Source organism: Sulfurospirillum tamanense, assembly GCF_016937535.1.
Classification (GTDB): Bacteria; Campylobacterota; Campylobacteria; order Campylobacterales; family Campylobacteraceae; genus Sulfurospirillum_B; species Sulfurospirillum_B tamanense.
The window spans coordinates 23,966-40,429 of the sequence record NZ_JAFHKK010000022.1 but is presented as its reverse complement, the minus strand read 5'-3'; the positions used below and the strand labels follow the sequence as shown (position 1 = coordinate 40,429).

At 46.5% G+C, this 16,464-nt stretch carries 14 protein-coding genes; 4 read left to right on the top strand and 10 right to left on the bottom strand.

Going from position 1 to position 16,464, the window contains the following annotated elements; translation table 11 throughout:
* Nucleotides 1-4: 4 nt before the first annotated feature.
* The 7 genes from JWV37_RS09695 to trpB form a co-directional block, all read right to left on the bottom strand.
* Nucleotides 5-733: a prepilin-type N-terminal cleavage/methylation domain-containing protein gene (locus JWV37_RS09695; protein WP_369407675.1), complete on the bottom strand. Its 729-nt coding sequence runs from the start codon at nucleotides 731-733 to the stop codon at nucleotides 5-7.
* Nucleotides 730-1,941, bottom strand: a complete 1,212-nt coding sequence (locus tag JWV37_RS09690) for a glycosyltransferase family 39 protein (RefSeq protein WP_205459599.1) — start codon at nucleotides 1,939-1,941, stop codon at nucleotides 730-732. Before JWV37_RS09690 ends, JWV37_RS09695 begins: the two co-directional genes overlap by 4 nt.
* Entirely contained in the window at nucleotides 1,938-2,507 is a 570-nt protein-coding gene (locus JWV37_RS09685) for an aminodeoxychorismate/anthranilate synthase component II (protein WP_205459598.1), read from the bottom strand. Before JWV37_RS09685 ends, JWV37_RS09690 begins: the two co-directional genes overlap by 4 nt.
* 140 nt (nucleotides 2,508-2,647) lie before the next feature.
* Nucleotides 2,648-3,100, bottom strand: a complete 453-nt coding sequence (locus tag JWV37_RS09680) for a phosphoribosyltransferase (RefSeq protein ID WP_205459597.1) — start codon at nucleotides 3,098-3,100, stop codon at nucleotides 2,648-2,650.
* 16 nt (nucleotides 3,101-3,116) lie between these two features.
* The gene (locus tag JWV37_RS09675; RefSeq protein ID WP_205459596.1) at nucleotides 3,117-4,397 is read right to left on the bottom strand and encodes an NCS2 family permease; all 1,281 of its coding nucleotides are present in this window, start codon (nucleotides 4,395-4,397) and stop codon (nucleotides 3,117-3,119) included.
* Between the two features lie 26 nt (nucleotides 4,398-4,423).
* Entirely contained in the window at nucleotides 4,424-5,491 is a 1,068-nt protein-coding gene (gene mqnE / locus JWV37_RS09670) for an aminofutalosine synthase MqnE (protein ID WP_205459595.1), read from the bottom strand.
* Nucleotides 5,492-5,589: 98 nt separating this feature from the next.
* The gene (gene trpB / locus JWV37_RS09665; RefSeq protein ID WP_205459594.1) at nucleotides 5,590-6,801 is read right to left on the bottom strand and encodes a tryptophan synthase subunit beta; all 1,212 of its coding nucleotides are present in this window, start codon (nucleotides 6,799-6,801) and stop codon (nucleotides 5,590-5,592) included.
* 101 nt (nucleotides 6,802-6,902) lie between these two features.
* Here trpB and JWV37_RS09660 point away from each other — a divergent pair, with 101 nt between their 5' ends.
* The gene (locus JWV37_RS09660) at nucleotides 6,903-9,431 is read left to right on the top strand and encodes a [protein-PII] uridylyltransferase family protein (RefSeq protein WP_205459593.1); all 2,529 of its coding nucleotides are present in this window, start codon (nucleotides 6,903-6,905) and stop codon (nucleotides 9,429-9,431) included.
* 3 nt (nucleotides 9,432-9,434) lie between these two features.
* Nucleotides 9,435-11,246 (top strand): glutamine--fructose-6-phosphate transaminase (isomerizing), encoded by a 1,812-nt coding sequence (gene glmS / locus JWV37_RS09655; RefSeq protein WP_205459592.1) that lies wholly within the window; start codon nucleotides 9,435-9,437, stop codon nucleotides 11,244-11,246.
* Here the strand turns inward: glmS and JWV37_RS09650 are convergent.
* Both JWV37_RS09650 and JWV37_RS09645 read right to left on the bottom strand, forming a co-directional pair.
* Nucleotides 11,233-11,796, bottom strand: coding sequence for a DJ-1/PfpI family protein (locus JWV37_RS09650; protein ID WP_205459591.1), 564 nt, complete (start codon nucleotides 11,794-11,796; stop codon nucleotides 11,233-11,235). The two genes, glmS and JWV37_RS09650, sit on opposite strands and share 14 nt — an antisense overlap.
* Nucleotide 11,797: 1 nt before the next feature.
* Nucleotides 11,798-12,976 (bottom strand): murein transglycosylase domain-containing protein, encoded by a 1,179-nt coding sequence (locus JWV37_RS09645; RefSeq protein WP_205459590.1) that lies wholly within the window; start codon nucleotides 12,974-12,976, stop codon nucleotides 11,798-11,800.
* Nucleotides 12,977-13,064: 88 nt separating this feature from the next.
* Between JWV37_RS09645 and JWV37_RS09640 the strand changes: the two genes are divergently transcribed.
* On the top strand, nucleotides 13,065-13,442 hold the full coding sequence (locus JWV37_RS09640) for an HIT family protein (protein ID WP_205459589.1): 378 nt from the start codon (nucleotides 13,065-13,067) through the stop codon (nucleotides 13,440-13,442).
* A gap of 59 nt (nucleotides 13,443-13,501) precedes the next feature.
* A complete protein-coding gene (locus tag JWV37_RS09635; protein ID WP_205459588.1) occupies nucleotides 13,502-14,821 on the top strand; it encodes an MFS transporter in 1,320 nt (439 codons plus the stop codon).
* Here JWV37_RS09635 and JWV37_RS09630 read toward each other — a convergent pair.
* Complete coding sequence (locus JWV37_RS09630) at nucleotides 14,778-16,373, bottom strand: ABC-F family ATP-binding cassette domain-containing protein (RefSeq protein WP_205459587.1); 1,596 nt, start codon at nucleotides 16,371-16,373, stop codon at nucleotides 14,778-14,780. The genes JWV37_RS09635 and JWV37_RS09630 overlap by 44 nt on opposite strands.
* Nucleotides 16,374-16,464: the final 91 nt, after the last annotated feature.

Below are 16,464 nucleotides of genomic sequence, written 5' to 3'. Positions count from 1 at the left end.
GAAATCAAAGAATATGAACAAAACCTGTTTCTGGCTCAATGGCAATGGTAATGGAGTCTGTTTCATTACTAAGGATTATTCGGCATTGTTGGGTCAAAAGCTTATGCCAACCTGGCGAAGCAAGCTCATAAGGAAGTGTGTTAGCAAAGGAATTCGAGGGTCTTCCCAAGGAGTCAAAACTAATATATTGAATATTGGATCGACAGCCTCCACTAAAGATTATACTTGTAATACCATACTCTTCGCGAAGTCTGAGTTGAGGCATAGACTGAGCATTCACACCATTATCACTGTTATCAACACACAGGGTGTTATTATACCCACCAGACAAAAATTGGCTTGGATTTTCTGGATTTCTTGCCATTTCGGTCAAATTTGGATTTCTCGTATAACTGGGTTTGTCAGAAAAAATAACGTATGCCCATACGCCCTCAAATTCCTTCTCGTCTTTATCTCTATCCTTAGGACAAGCTGTATTGGTGAAGGAAAGGTTTTCATAAAATCGGATTGTCCAACTCCCTTTAAACCACTCCAGATCACCAGGGTCAAACTTATCGTCTTGCATGGCTAAATGCTGCGTATAGCGGATGTGACTCACCACTTGATCAGCAGCTGTGCGAAGGTTGTTGTCGCTCATCCGCGGAAGAGCGACAACGGAGATGATGCCGATCACAACAATCACAAACACTAACTCTAGCATGGTAAAGGCAGGGGTTCTTGGTAGCTTTTTCACGGGATAGCCCTGTCGGGATTTTTAGGGAAAATGCGATAATGCGCTATTTTTTTTCCAGCATAACTGAGCAAAAAATCATTTTGATTTGTTTTTTCACTATTGGCGACTTCTTGTAGCAGCAGTGTTTTGCTGCTTTGAACACCATAAAACTGAAGCCTGAGTTGAAGTTTTGCATCATTGGCATCAACAGCATCAATACTTTCGTCATGGAGCCATTGTGCCAATTCTTTAGCAACGTGGTAATTGTAAACAAAATGTTTATCTGATTCTTTCACAAGGTGATAGAGTGGCTTATTAAAAATAGTCATAACAAAGTTGATACTCAGCGCAAACATGACAACCATTGCCAAGGAGGCATGCCAGCACCGGTGTCTTGGTAGGCGCACTCTGAAGCTATTGAAAAAAACGCGCACCACTAAAGGCACGGCAATCACAGCAAAGGGAATAAAATCTTCCAACATCAACTGCTGACGCAAGGAGAGCAAAAATGAAAACGCAAAGGCTACAAAAGTAATGTACCAGAGTATCTCTTTTTTCTCTTTAATGGCAATACGGTAAATTGCATACATGTAATACAAAAAAAAGAGCGGTGAAAACGCCGCTGCATAAACCCCAAAGGTGTCTAAAAAGTATCCTTTAGGTTTTCCGCCTGTATCAAAACCGTAAAAAGACATAGAAAGTCCAAATAAAATCAAAGCAATCACAAACAGCGAACGGTCTTTTACTGCTATCCCATAGAAAAAGAGTGCAAGATAAAAAATAGCAAAAGAGTTATCGACCGCCAAAGACAAGCAAAGCACAACCAGTGAAACTATGCGGTAGTTGTTTTGGTGAAGCCAGACAAACAAAAGGGTGAGCAAAATAGTCAAAGATGCCTCATTGACCAACAATGCTGCCGCACTAATGCCAGGGAGCATAAGGTAAATAAGCACGCTAAAAAGTCGGTCGATTTTTCGCTTTAAAAGTGGCTTGGCTATCTTGTAGAGCAAAAGAGTGGAGAGAAGATGAATAAACACAAAAGGGAGCCGCAATGCCCAGTCGTTTTGCCCAAAAAGTGCAGAAGAAAAGCGCACAAGATGGTGCAACACTCCCTCAGTCTGAAAAAAAACCACTGCTTCGTGGTAACTAATAGAGAGTTGACTAATACCATAAAGTAAAAACAGAGTATGTATTCCAAAAAGGAGCCCGAGAGCCCGTGTTTCACTCATTGCTTTAAAAAATTCCTCAGAATATCATAACCATGTTCGCTCAAAATAGACTCGGGGTGAAATTGCACGCCATAGACTGGCATCCCTTTGACTTCAAGCGCCATGATTTCGCCATCATCTGCACTGTATGCCGTTGGCGTGATGCATTCAGGTAAGTTCTCTTGATTAACCACTAAAGAGTGATAGCGTGTAGTAATAAAAGCTTCAGGGATGCCTTCAAACAAACACGTAGGGGCATGTTGCTTTATCCGCGACGTTTTGCCATGCATCATATTTTTGGCGCGAATCACTTCACCGCCAAAGGCTTGTGCGATGGCCTGGTGCCCCAAACAAATCCCAAGAATGGGTACTTTTCCCGCAAAATGTTTAATTACATCCAAACTCACTCCTGCTTCGTTGGGTGTGGCTGGACCGGGAGAGATGATGATTTTTTCAGGATTTAGCGCTTCTATCTCTTGCAACGTTAGCTCATCGTTGCGAATCACTTTCAGTGTTGCACCGAGCTCTAGGCAATACTGCACAATGTTGTAAGTGAAGCTGTCATAGTTATCAATCATTAAAACCATACTTGGTGTTCCTTTGGGTTCAAACTTACTGCATTATACCTTTTTTCACTCCTTGGCGTAGTCTAAAAACAAGCCATTTTAAGCCAAGCGCGCCAAGAGGCAAAACAAGCAGTAATCAACATGTGCAAAGCACCCTATCTTTAGGCTCCGCCGTCGATTTCAAAATCCCAGAAAAACTTAATCCACTGCGTCGCTTCGCGTGCTGCAAAATCAGGTCGAAGCAAAGCTTTTTCCTTGTAAAAAACAGCGGCAACTTTGAGCTCTATATGGGGGTATTTTTCAAGCAAAACCCGCTTAATCTCAATCATCGTCTCACCGCTGTCGATGATATCATCTACCACAAGCACCCGCGTGACCTTGGAAAGATTGGGGACATTGAACACCTCAATGGTGTCAAGTTTTCGGGTCTCTTCATAGTGGATCGAGTTAATCGCGTACAAATCGCGCATCTCCAAAGCTTCAGCCAAAAAATGCCCCAACGTCATCCCACCTCTAGCAATAGCCACAATCGCCTCAGGCGCAAAAGAGGCTTTCACCTCTTTTGCCAACACATTCACATCGACACAAAATTCTTCGTAACTGTAAAATTGCACAAGGGTTCCTTAGTTCTTAATGAAATAAAAAGGCGAGCACACTGATGAGTGCTAACGTGATGATGCCCGGATTAATCACCGAATACTCTCGCTGAATGAGTTTAATAAGCACAAAAGAGATAAACCCGAACGCCAAGCCATTGGTAATAGAAAAAGTCAAAGGCATCATGATGACAATTAAAAAGGTTGCGCACGAGGTGGCAAGGTCTTTAAAGTCGATGTTGGCAAGCTCACTAAACATGAGCACCCCAACCATCACAAGCACGGGGTAAATGGCATTGGGCGGGATAGCTTTAAACAACGGTAGCATAAAGAGAGTAAAAATAAAAAACAGGCCCGTAAACACCGCTGTCAAGCCCGTGCGACCGCCCTCTTCTACTCCACTCGCACTTTCAATAAAGCTCGTCGTCGTAGAAACCCCAAGCAAAGTCCCTACCACCGTAGCACCCGCGTCTGCTTCGAGGGTTTTTTGCAACTCTTTACCATCTTCTTTAAAAATCCCTGCGCGGTACCCCACACCCGCAAGGGTACCAAGGGAATCAAACATATCCGTAATCAAAAAGGTGATAATCACAGGCAAAAGCGCGAGACTAAGGGCTGAGAGGATATCAAGTTCAAACATAATCGGCGCGATGGAAGCGGGCATAGAAAACACCTCTGTAGGATACGCCGCAAGTCCGCTCACCCATGCTACTACGGAAGCAACAAGCACAGCAATGATAAAGGCACCTTTTACTTTCCATGCGTAAAAAGCAAAAATAAGCACGAGGCCCAAGACACCTAAAAGGACATTGGGGTCTTTAAAATCGCCAAGGCCTACAATCACCGCAGGATTTGCAACCACCATACCCATCTGTTTTAAGCCAATAAATGCGATGAACGCGCCAATCCCCGCACTAATAGCGCGGCGCAAGTCTTTAGGCACACTCTCCATAATCCACACCCGAAAGCGCGTCAAAGAAAGGGCGAGAAAAATAATACCTGAGAGAAAGACAACCCCAAGTGCCGTTTGCCACGGGATTTGCATGCCTAACACCAAACCAAAAGTGAAGTACGCATTGAGCCCCATGCCCACACTCATGGCGATGGGTGTATTAGCCCAAACACCATTAAGAATAGTGGCAAAAATAGTGATGAGCGCTGTTGCAGTGATGAGCGCATCCATGGGCATGCCTGCATTACTCATAATGATGGCATTGACTGGGACGATGTAGAGCATCGTCAAAAAAGTGGTAAACCCTGCCATTGCTTCCGTTTTGACGGTAGTGCCATGGCTTTGTAACTTAAAAAAATCCACGCGGACTCCTTGATGTGTTTTGATTTTTACATGTAACGTTTGATTTCATTATAAAGACTGTCGCGCTCAACAGGCACAAACCCGCTGGTATGGATAAGATCCACAAAGTCTTTCAGGCGCATTCCTGAGGCACTTGCGGCTCCAGCGGCGGATTGAATAGACTCTTTTTCGATAGTGCCGTCCAAATCGTCCGCACCGAATTCTTGAGCGACAAGGGCAAGGTTGATAGTAGAAGTGACCCAATAGGCTTTAATGTGCGGCAAATTATCCAACATCAAACGGCTAATGGCCATGGTTTTTAAAATCTCTTGAGAACCTAAAAATTCGGTGACATTGAGGTAGTTGTTGCCTCGCTGGTAGACAAGGGGGATAAATGCGTTAAAACCGCCCGTTTTGTCCTGAAGTTCCCGCAACCGCACCATGTGGTCGATGCGGTGTGCCCTGGTTTCTACGTGTCCAAAAAGCATGGTGGCGTTAGACATGCGGCCCCGTTCGTGCCATTTTTGATGGATTTCTAGCCATCCCTGAGAGCTGACTTTTCCCTTACAAATACGCGCGCGCACCTCTTCGTCAAAGACTTCTGCGCCACCTCCAGGCATGGAATCCACACCATTTTCTAGCATAATATCCAGCAACGCGTCGTAGCTAAGCCCATAGGTTCGCGCCAAATAATCGACTTCTGCGGCGGTCATAGCCTTTACATGTAAAGAAGGAAATGTTTGTTTGATTTTTTTGAAAATATCCATGTACCATGCAAGTCCTGCATCAGGATGGTGCGCAGAGACGATGTGGACTTCTTTGGCGCCATTGGCAACCGAGCCCTCTACGGCACTCAGGATTTCTTCGTGGGTCATGGTGTAAGGGTTGGGGTTTTTGCGGTTCGCGCTAAAGGCACAAAATTTGCACACATCGGCGCAAATGTTGGTGGGGTTGATGTGGCGGTTGATGTTGAAAAAAACCTGATTTCCAAAGCGCGCGCGTCTGGCGCGGTTAGCGTAGTGACCTAAGGTAAAAAGATCCAAATCATACAGCGCTTCGCCCTCGCTTTGGCTTAGCCTACGGCCTGATTCAAGCGCATCCAAAAGGTGTGTCATGGTTATCCCTGTGGTGAAAAAGGATAGTGTACCCAAAAAGAAATTATGCCGCTCTTAGAAAAACAGGGTTAAGCAAAAACACTTAACCCTGCATACCTTTACATGTAAGCTTCTGGCGGGTAGTTTTCGGTGACAAAATCGATGTCTTTATCGCCACGCCCACTCAAGTTTACCAAGATAGACTCAAAGGGTTTTTCTTTGGCTAGCCTCATGGCAAAAGCCACCGCATGGGCACTCTCAAGGGCGGGAATGATGCCCTCAAACCGTGAAAGCATGTAAAAAGCACGAATGGTCTCTTCATCATTAGCCGTGGCAATCTTGGTGCGCCCGATGGAGCTTAGGTAGGCATGTTCTGGCCCCACCGAAGGATAATCCAACCCACTGGCAATCGAATACACCGCCGCAGGCTCACCCGCATCGTCTTTAAGCATGATGGAATTAAACCCGTGCAACACGCCTTCGCTGCCGTAGGTCAAGCTTGCCGCATGTTCGCCCAGCTTCGCGCCTCTTCCCATGGGTTCCACCGCGTAAATCTCACACGGGTCATCGATAAACGCGCTAAAAAGGCCCATGGCGTTACTGCCCCCGCCCACGCACGCAACGAGGTTGTCTGGCAAGTTGCCCGTCATTTCTTGAAACTGCTCCCTAGCCTCAATGCCTACCACGCTTTGAAAATCCCGCACCATACGTGGAAAGGGGTGTGGCCCTACTACTGAACCGATAGCATAGATGCTGTTTTCGGGGTCCTTTAAGTACGCTTCAAAGGCCGAATCCACCGCTTCTTTAAGGGTGCGTTGCCCAAAAGAAACGGGCACAACTTTAGCGCCAAGGGTGCGCATGCGAATGACATTGGGGTGCTCTTTGGCGATGTCCACTTCGCCCATATGAATCTCGCACTCTAGCCCAAAATAGGCCGCCGCAGTCGCTAGCGCCACACCATGCTGTCCTGCACCCGTTTCGGCGATGAGCTTTTTCTTACCCAGATACGACGCTAAAAGTGCCTCGCCCATACAGTGGTTGAGCTTGTGGGCACCTGTGTGGTTTAAGTCTTCACGCTTGAGGTAAATGCGCGCGCCACCCACGTGCTCTGTTAAACGCTTAGCATAATACACCGGCGTGGGGCGTCCTTGAAAATGCTTGCGAATGTCACGAAGTTTCATGATAAAATCATGGGAATTGCCGATGGTTAAGTACGCTTGTTCTATTTTTTCAAATTGTTCAATAAGTTGAGGCGGCAAAAATGCCCCGCCAAATTTGCCAAAATACCCTTTACTATCAGGAAATCGTTGCGTATATGCCTTTTCTCTCATGCCCATCCTTTGAAATTGTAGTGGAGTGATTATAAACTAGCACCCTTAAAGGTAGGTGATTATTGTATCATTCTAAGATGATTTGACCCAAGGAATGTGCTATGGAACTCGAACACCACATCGAAACACTCATTGACCAAGGTGCGAGTGATTTTGAAATCTCTAAACTCATCAAGCACCATATCAAGACCTATCTTGGCTCCTTGGACGCTCTTTTTGAACAAACTCAGGGCAAGGATTTTTTAGTCAAACACACCAAGTCCATTGATGCTTTCATGAAGGTTATCTACAAAGTCACCTTGCGCCAATTTTTTGGCAATTACATGCCCCTGCACAACACCATTCCCATTACTCTTGTGGCCATGGGAAGCTACGGTCGTGAAGAGTTGTGTGTCTATTCGGATATTGATTTGATGATTGTCTACAAGGAGGTCAAGGGCTACAACATCGAACCCATCATCACCGCCATGCTCTACCTTGCATGGGATGCAGGCATGAAACTAGGACACCGCACCCACAAAGCAGAAGAGCTACTAGAGGCTAGCAAGGAAGATTTAACTATCAAAACCGCCATGCTTGAATCACGTTTTTTATGTGGGTCAAAATTTTTGTGGATGGAAACCGAGCGAGAACTTTTTCGCATTCGCCGTCATGAAATGCGCGCCTACATCGAAGAAAAAATCACCGCGTACCGCGCCAGAGGCGAGCAATACCCCCTCACCATGGAACCCAACATCAAACAAGGCGTAGGAGGTCTTCGGGATGCCAACACGCTCTTTTGGATTGCCCAGTGTTTACATGGGGTCACCAAGCTCAAAGATTTAGTGCCACGGTTTTTAAGCGAAGAGGAGTTTAGGGATTTGCGCATGGCCCAAGAGTTTTTGTTTCGGTTACGCTCTGCCTTGCATTTGTGTGCGGGCAAAAAACAAGACACCCTCAACCTTGAACTTATTCCCAACGTCGCCCAAAAACTTGGGTTTGTGGACAAACGGCTCCAAAACGCCCAAATGAGCCTTGCTAAAAAAACCCTAGAAAGCCTGTGGACATTAAAAATCACAACCCAAATCTACATCAAGCGCCTAAGCGCTCCTTTGTTTTGCGATGCTTCCTCTTTTACACCCTTGCGACAAGCACGGTTTAAAAAAGGGCTTTACATGGCAGAGGGGACATTGTATGCTTCTTTTCATAAAAAACCCGATTCTCTTAAAACTGTTTTAGAAACTTTTCTGGCGCTTGAAGATGTACCTTTGCAGTTTGATATTGGCTTCATCCACTACCTACGTCAAACACCGTCAAAGCCTCACAATCCTTCGGTGCTCTATGGGTTATTTAAGCGTCTTTTCTACCGCCAACACCTCAACCAGTTTCTTTATGCCCTCTACAAAGCTAGCCTGCTTCAACACCTCATCAGGCCCATGCGCCATGCCATCAATCTTCCTCAGTTTGATGGCTATCACATCTACCCTGTAGACATTCATTCTTTAAAATGCTTATGGCATCTAGAGCGCATTCAAGACCCTTTTATTCAGGCGTTATTTGATGATTTATGCGGAGATGGAAAGGCCTTATTGCGTCTTGTGGTTTTATTCCACGACCTTGGCAAGGGACGAAAAGGAGACCACAGCGAGATTGGCGCGAAATTATTTAGGCCTTACGCACAAAAACTTGGCTTTAAAGAAGAGAGTATTACCATGGGTGTTTTACTCATTCGCTACCACACACACATGTCCAACGTTGCCAACCGCGAAGATATTTACAGCGAAAAAGTAATCCTCTCTTTTGTTTCCACTTTGGGCGACCCAAAAGCATTACGCCTTCTTTATATTTTAACCTATTGTGACATCAACGGGGTGAGTCCTACGGCCTACTCCACTTTTACAGCAAGGCTTTTGCGTGAACTGTTTGACTTAGCGCTGGAGGCTTTTTCAAAAGATACACTTATTGATGAGGCTTCAAGACGCCGAAAAAGAGAGAAAATTCTTACCAAAACACCTGCTTTTATTGCTTTACCCAAAGCAACACAGCGCAAAATCCTTGGCATTCCTTCTACTTTTTTCTTTCTCAAACACAAATCCCAAGAGATTGTCTCTATCTCTTCTTGGGCACTTGAGACCAAAGATTACGATGCGCACATCTCAAACCACCAGCATCTTAGCCTCTCTTTGGTGCGCTCGCGGCCTTTTAATTTGGGGTATTTTTTAAGTAAAGTCGCCTACCTTGACCTTGCACATATGGAGATTTTTAAACTTTTTGATGGAAAAAAATACTTTAAAATGGAGTTTAACGAAACCGCTCAAGACACAGAATATATTTTCAAACTCATTGATGAATCTTTTGACATGAGTAAAAAAGCAACCCTTAAACGTCCTATTATTCTTAAAAATGAGCTCACGTTTGACTGCGACCACTCCAACACCTATGCCCAACTCTCCCTCAAAGCCAAGGACCAACAAGGACTCATGGCTTACATCATCTCCATCTTTGATGAGTTTGGACTAGACATCTCAAGTGCCAAAATTCAAACCATCAAACATCGCGCGCGCAACCTCTTTTTAATTGAAAAACAGGGCAAGTTGTGCGACAATAAAGAAAAAATACTCGCATTGCTTTGTGCAAAAAAGGAAGGATAATTTATGTGCGGTATCGTTGGCTACATTGGAACTCGCGAAAAAAAATCACTCTTACTAGACGGTCTTAAAGAGCTCGAATACCGAGGTTATGACTCTGCGGGCATCGCCCTTTTAACCCAAGGTAAAATCTCTGCTTACAAAGCCACAGGCAAGCTTGAAAACCTCGCTCTAAAAACTGATTGCGTCACCTCAGAAGGCTTTGGGATTGGCATCGGGCATACCCGCTGGGCCACCCACGGCAAACCCACCGAAATCAATGCCCACCCCCACTGGGGCCAACACGCCTTTGTGGTACACAACGGTATCATTGAAAATTACCGCGAAATCAAAGACGCGTTGCAAAAAGAGGGGATTCATTTCCTAAGCCAAACCGACACAGAAGTCATCGTCCACCTGTTTGAATCCAACATCACCAAGCACGCTGACCTCTTTAGTGCCTTTGAAGCCACCGTCGAGGCGTTGCATGGGGCTTATGCTATTTTACTCATCACCACGTTAGCGCCTGAGACGATTTTTTATGCTAAAAATGCCGTGCCTCTCATCCTTGCCAAAAACCCTAAAGGGGAGCTTTTCTTTGGCTCTTCTGACGCGCCTCTTATTGGCTTGGCCACCGAAGCGGTATATCTTGAAGATGGCGAGTATGGCGCTCTCTCTCCCAAAGAAATCACCCTTTTTAAAAACCGCCAAGCTCGCCCTTTGCAGTTTGTCTCCTTGCCACAAGACAAGGCCTATGCCCAAAAAGAGGGGTATCGCTTCTTTATGGAAAAAGAGATTTACGAGCAAGCCAGAGTCATCAGCGAAACCCTTATGGGGAGAATTTCTGCAGATTCCATCGTGCTAGATGAGCTCTCTCCTGAACTTTTAGAGGGTATCAACACCATCAAAATCTGCGCGTGCGGCACCAGTTACCACTCTGGACTGGTGGCAAGTTACCTTTTTGAACGCCTTGCCAAGGTGCGCGCCAATGTGGAAATCGCCAGTGAATTTCGCTACAAAGAACCTCTGCTCACACCCGACACGCTCTTTGTGGTCATTAGCCAAAGCGGTGAAACCGCCGACACCCTAGAGGCGCTCAAAATCGCCAAAGCCGCAGGGCTTAAAACCCTTGCTATTTGCAACGTAGACAACTCTTCCATCGTTCGCCTAGCCGATGCGACGCTGTTAACGCGCGCAGGGATTGAAAAAGGCGTGGCCAGCACCAAAGCCTTTGCTACACAAGTAGCAACGCTGTGGATGGTGGCTTTACATATAGGGGCGCTTAAAGGAACTATCGACCAGCAAACCCTTGCTTCTGAGATTCACACCCTCTTGCGCACCCCCAATGCTTTACATGTAAAGGATGGCTTGCATGAAAAAATCCATCGCCTTTCCAAGCGCTACTTGCACGGACACGGGTTCTTTTTTATCGGGCGGGATATTTTCTATCCTTTAGCCCTTGAAGGAGCGCTCAAACTCAAAGAGATTAGCTACATGCACGCCGAGGGGTATCCTGCGGGAGAGATGAAGCACGGCCCCATCGCACTGGCGGATAGCGGTCTTTTTACCATTGCCTTGATGCCTCAAACCTTGTTGTATGAAAAAACCAAAAGTAACGTAGAAGAGTTAAGTGCCCGCGATGCGACCATTTTAGCCATCAGTCCTAAGCCTTTTGATTTGGCGGATGATTTTATTCAAACGGGCGACCACGCCCACCCTATGAGTGAGTTTTTCGAGATGATGCTCATCACACAGCTTTTGGCTCTTGAAGTTGCGGTGCGCCTTGGCAACGACGTGGACATGCCGCGCAACCTCGCCAAAAGTGTTACGGTCGAGTAAAGGGGTATTCCATCCCCTTTGCCACGGCTTCGCCAGCTCCTGCGAGCCGTTCGCACAGGTGAAGTCCTAGGTCGATAGACGCACTCACCCCCCTAGAGGTAATCACCTCGCCCGCATCCACTACGCGTTCGTTTTCAACCACTTCTTTGCAATAGGGCGTCAACACATCAAAAGCGTTGCTGTGCGTGGTGGCGCGTTTGTCTTTTAAAAATCCTGCCGCACCCAAAAGCAATGCCCCTGTACACACCCCTGCCTTAAGAGGCGCAAACCGCGCACTTTTTATCCACGCCAAGAAAATCTCATCGCGCATCAATGTGCGCGTCCCGATGCCCCCAGGCACAACAACCACATCGTACCCATCCAGCGAACTTTGCACCGTGTCGGCCTTCAGCGTGAGGCCGTGGATGTCGCGCACCTCATCTTTGAGCGCACACGTGTTACATGTAAGGGTTTCTACAAACCCCAAGGTTTTAAGACGCATGAGCGCGTCATAAGCACCAAAAAAATCCAACATATTCATTCTGTCAAAGGCTACAAACGCAATACGCATCTTACAATCCTACAAATTCTTTTTTATATTCCAATACTTTACGCAAGTATTCGCGGGTCTCTTCAAAAGCCACCTCTTCGCGCAAGACTCTATATACGCCTGAGGGCGCGGTGGCATTGATGCGCGCCTTAGCGCGGTCTCTATCAGTGTGAAAAGCCCTAAGTACCGTTCCTGCTCCGCCATTGTACGCACTAATCACAGTGTATTCATGGGACAAAGGATGGTCAATGCCTGTGAGGTAGCGGGTGCGCAAAATGTGCAGATAAGTCGTGCCCATTTCAATGTTGTTTTTCGCATCGTACAAGTACTCTCGCGTGGGCGCCCACTCTTTACCCGTGAGGTGTTTGTAGGCATCGCGACCTGCGGTTTGAGACATGATTTGCATGAGCCCCACCGCCCCGCTTCGGCTAATGGCATACTGGTTAAAGTTACTCTCTGTGCGGATGATGGCATACACCAAGGCAGGACTTAAGTTGTAGCGACTCGCGTAAGTTTTAACCAAAGGAGCAAATTTACTTACCCGCACCGAAGTGTGGTTTTTCACCATCGGAATGGTCACATAGTTTACATGTAAGCGGGCGTTATTGCGGGTAATGGTGCGGGTTTTAAGCTCACGAGAGAGCAAAATATCGGCATAGCGTTTGGCGCGCCACTCCCAACGGATGGGTTTGCTTTGGTCATCCAGCACTTCGTTATACAAGTAGGGTGTTGCCCCCACTTCGATGGCTCTTGTGTCAAACAAATCTACTTGACGGGGGTCTTCGGGCATCAATAGCGCCATTACAATGGCTTCGCGCAAGTGGGCTTTGGGGTCCTCTTTTGTGACTGTTTCTACCGTCACCTCGCCCTTGTCAAAGTCTACTAGCACCCGGCTTTGGAACTCTTGGAGGTACTTGACGGTTTTGGTTTGCGAACTTTCTTCCACATTGCCCTCGCCCCACTCTTTGGCCACTTGCCCAAAAAGGGCCACGAACAAATCGCGCACATTTAAGTCAAGATTTTTAACATCTCGAACAAGTTGCTCGGGATTGGCGGCATAATGCACGCTTTTGGTGCGCGCCAAGGATTTCACTGCGGTGCTTGGGTCTTTAGAAAGAGCCACTTGGGCGATGTTGACATAATCCCCACGCGAACATCCTGCCAAGACCACTGCTACCACTACCACCCAAAACCGTCTCATCACTGTGCTCCTTTATGAAAAAGTATTCTACACATTAGCGCCTGAAAGGCGAATTTGGTTAGTATTGCATTTATTTTCAAGGACATCCATGTCGCTACTTTTTTCTGCCGAGCACTACTATGTTGAACTCCACGAAAGCGAGATTCCGTGGGTTAAAATCTTTAGCGCGCATCCCTACAAAGAACTCACCGATTGCGACCCCCAAACCAAGGCCGCCTTGTTTACATGTATGGAAACCTGCGAGCGTGTGTTGCGAGCGTATTATGCTCCTGAGAAAATCAACATCGCCATTTTTGGCAACTACCTTCCCCATCTGCACATTCACGTCATGGCACGCTTTAAGGAAGATGCCTATTTTCCCGAACCCATGTGGGGCGTCAAACAGCGCGAAGGCGTCTTGGAATTGCCTCCCATTGAGGGGTTTGTGGTAACTTTAAAAAAAGCGCTAAACAACCTTTACATGTAAAGGTTGATTTTTTCTAAAATTCCTATTACAATCCCCACAATTCATCCAAAAGGCACTTTATGCGCTCTATCGTTTTTCCTATCTCTTCACTGTTTTTTGCCATTGCGCTGATGTGCGTTGGGTACGGGTTGCTCATGAGTCTTGTGGGGATTCGACTCCAAGAGTTTGGCAACTCTGATTTTGTCACAGGGCTTGTGAATGCGAGCTTTTTCTTTGGCGCCATTCTCTCTTCGCTAAGTGCGCTCAAAGTCATTTCAAGTGTAGGGCATATTCGTAGCTTCGGGGTATTTGCCGCACTTCTTACCTTTGCTTCTTTGGGCCACATTCTCACCCAAAACCCACTGATTTGGGCACTTTTTCGTGCACTTGCGGGCTACTCTTTCTACAGCATGTTGCTCATCATTGAAAGCTGGATCAACGAAAAAACAGGTAGCGGGGATCGCAGCAAAGTGCTTTCTATCTACACGGTTGTTTTTTACCTCGCCACCTCAAGCGGGCAACTTATGCTTCAAGTGGAGGATGCGACAGGTTTATTGCTTTTTGTGTTGGCTTCTATGTTTATTGTTCTTTCGCTCATCCCTATTGCCATGACAAAAATTCAAGAGCCACATCTTCACAAAGTCGATCGCATGAGCGTGCCGCAACTTTATGGCATAGCAAAACTCGCACTCGTGGCAAGTTTTGCTGGAGGAATTTTAGTGGGTGGTTTTTTCACTATGGCGCCAGTTTATGCCAAAAACATGGGCCTTTCCAATGCCTCTATTTCGATGTTTATGAGTATTGCGCTGTTGGGTGCTTTGCTATCTCAGTGGCCCATTGGCTGGATTTCTGACCGCCTTGGACGAAAAATAGCCATTTTGGGCGTAGGATTCATGAGCCTAGTGGCTTCGCTTTTATTGTGGATATTTGATGGACAGTTGCTTTTCTTGGGGGCGTTTTTATTGGGTATTTCCATTTTTGCCATTTACCCCCTAAGCCTTGCCCGCGCCAATGACACCACCGACGTGGAAGTAAGTGCCGTAGAAATCAGCCGCACCCTACTAATGACCTATGGCATTGGTTCTTTTTTGGCACCTGTGCTCATTGGTGCGAGTATGAATTTTTTGGGAAATGGGGGCATGTTTTTACTCTTTAGTGGCGTCTCTCTTGCCTTATGCGGCTACACTCTCTTGCGAGACAAAGTTCCCTTTGAAGAGCGCAGTATCTACGTTCCTGTGCCTTCTGCTTCAGGGGACATCTTGCCTGAGTTTGACCCCAGACAAGACGAAGAGTGGGTACAAGAACAAAAAGAACACATCGCCGAGGAGTCTTGGAACTCCCTTGGCAATGAAGAGTCTACTGACCGTGAAACTCCCGATAACTCTCATAATCCCCTCTAAAATCCTCCAACACACCGTGCTCGTCGATGCGTAAAATGCGGTTAGCAAAGGCGTCGATGAGTTCGCGGTCATGGGTCACGCACAGCACGTTTCCATCGAAGCGGTAAAGGGCTTCACCCAGAGCGATGATGGCCTCAAGGTCAAGGTGGTTGTTGGGCTCATCCAACAGCACAAAATTCCCTTTTTGAAGCATGATTTTAGAAAGCATGATGCGGTGTTTTTCTCCACCACTGAGGTTTGAAACGCCTTTTTTTTGCTCTTCGCCAGAAAACAGCATCCGCCCAAGGCATTTGCGGATTTCATCGAGGTCTTGTTTTTTATCAAACTGCTGCAACCACTCAAACAGAGGCAAATCCCCTGTGATAAGCTCGGTGGTATTTTGTGGAAAATAGGTCGGCTCCATCGTCGCACCCCAAAAAATCTCTCCGCCATCGGGCTTAATCTGGTCCATAATAATCTGACACAACGTAGTTTTTCCCGCGCCATTTGGCCCAATAAGGGCGATTTTATCGCCTTTTTCTACTTTGAATTCTAGGTTTTCAAACACTTTATGGTCTCCGTAAACCTTGCCAACCTTGCGCACTTCTAGGATTTCGTTGCCGATGTCGCGGTTGCGCTTGAACAAGATGCTCGGATCGCGTCTGGTGGAAACTTTGAGGTCAGAAACATCAAGCTTTTCTAGTTGTTTCTGGCGGCTTGTGGCCTGTTTTGCCTTGGAGGCGTTAGCAGAGAAGCGGCGGATAAAGTTTTCAAGCTCTTCTTTTTCTTTGAGTTTTTTACTGCGGTCTGCTTCTTGCTGTTTTTGAATCAATGTCGAAGCGATGTACCAATCATCATAGGTGCCTGAAAACTCACGGATTTTACGAAAATCTACGTCTAAGATATGCGTACACACGGCATTTAAAAAGTGGCGGTCGTGCGAGATGACCACCAAAGTTCCCTCGTGGCGCTTAAGTTGTTCTTCAAGCCACGAGATGGCTTCTAGGTCAAGGTTATTGGTAGGCTCGTCCAAAAACAATACATCAGGGCGAGGGAAAAGCACTTGGGCGAGGAGGATTTTGAATTTATCTGCGCCAGTGAGGGTGCTCATTTTCTCTTCGTGAATAGAAGCAGGAAAGCCCAAGGATTCCAAGATTTTTTCAATTTGCACATCGCTCTCATAGGTCGGGTCCTCTTCGGCGCAGACAATCTCAAGCTCTGCTAAGCGGTCGTTGACCTTTTCATCTTCAAAATCACCCGTTTCGTAAAGTTTTTCTTTCTCTTTTTGTGCGTCAAAGAGACGTTTGTTGCCATAAAGCACGGCATCTTTGAGGGAAAACTCTTCGTACGCGTATTGGTTTTGGCTTAGCACGCCCACGCGCAAGCCACTGTCCACGCTCACATGCCCGCTAGAGGGTTCAAGTTGGTGGGCCAAGATTTTCATAAACGTACTTTTGCCTGCGCCATTGGCACCAATGAGCCCGTAACGTTTACCCCCATCAAGGGTGAGCGAAATGTCCTCAAACAAAAGCTGTGCGCCAAAGCGCATGGTGATATTGCGTACATTAACCATATTTGTTTCCTTTGCTCAACTGCTCCGTATACGTCTTGTGTTATTTGTCTTGAAAATACCACAGATGAAAAATCTTTATGAAAAAAAGAAG

Coding starts and splice junctions, on each gene's coding strand:
- trpB (WP_205459594.1), bottom strand. CDS start 6,801: ATGAGAGAAAAGGCATATACGCAACGATTTCCTGATAGTAAAGGGTAT.
- JWV37_RS09685 (WP_205459598.1), bottom strand. CDS start 2,507: ATGGTTTTAATGATTGATAACTATGACAGCTTCACTTACAACATTGTG.
- JWV37_RS09630 (WP_205459587.1), bottom strand. CDS start 16,373: ATGGTTAATGTACGCAATATCACCATGCGCTTTGGCGCACAGCTTTTG.
- JWV37_RS09635 (WP_205459588.1), top strand. CDS start 13,502: ATGCGCTCTATCGTTTTTCCTATCTCTTCACTGTTTTTTGCCATTGCG.
- mqnE (WP_205459595.1), bottom strand. CDS start 5,491: ATGACACACCTTTTGGATGCGCTTGAATCAGGCCGTAGGCTAAGCCAA.
- JWV37_RS09650 (WP_205459591.1), bottom strand. CDS start 11,796: ATGCGTATTGCGTTTGTAGCCTTTGACAGAATGAATATGTTGGATTTT.
- JWV37_RS09690 (WP_205459599.1), bottom strand. CDS start 1,941: ATGAGTGAAACACGGGCTCTCGGGCTCCTTTTTGGAATACATACTCTG.
- JWV37_RS09640 (WP_205459589.1), top strand. CDS start 13,065: ATGTCGCTACTTTTTTCTGCCGAGCACTACTATGTTGAACTCCACGAA.
- JWV37_RS09660 (WP_205459593.1), top strand. CDS start 6,903: ATGGAACTCGAACACCACATCGAAACACTCATTGACCAAGGTGCGAGT.
- JWV37_RS09645 (WP_205459590.1), bottom strand. CDS start 12,976: ATGAGACGGTTTTGGGTGGTAGTGGTAGCAGTGGTCTTGGCAGGATGT.
- glmS (WP_205459592.1), top strand. CDS start 9,435: ATGTGCGGTATCGTTGGCTACATTGGAACTCGCGAAAAAAAATCACTC.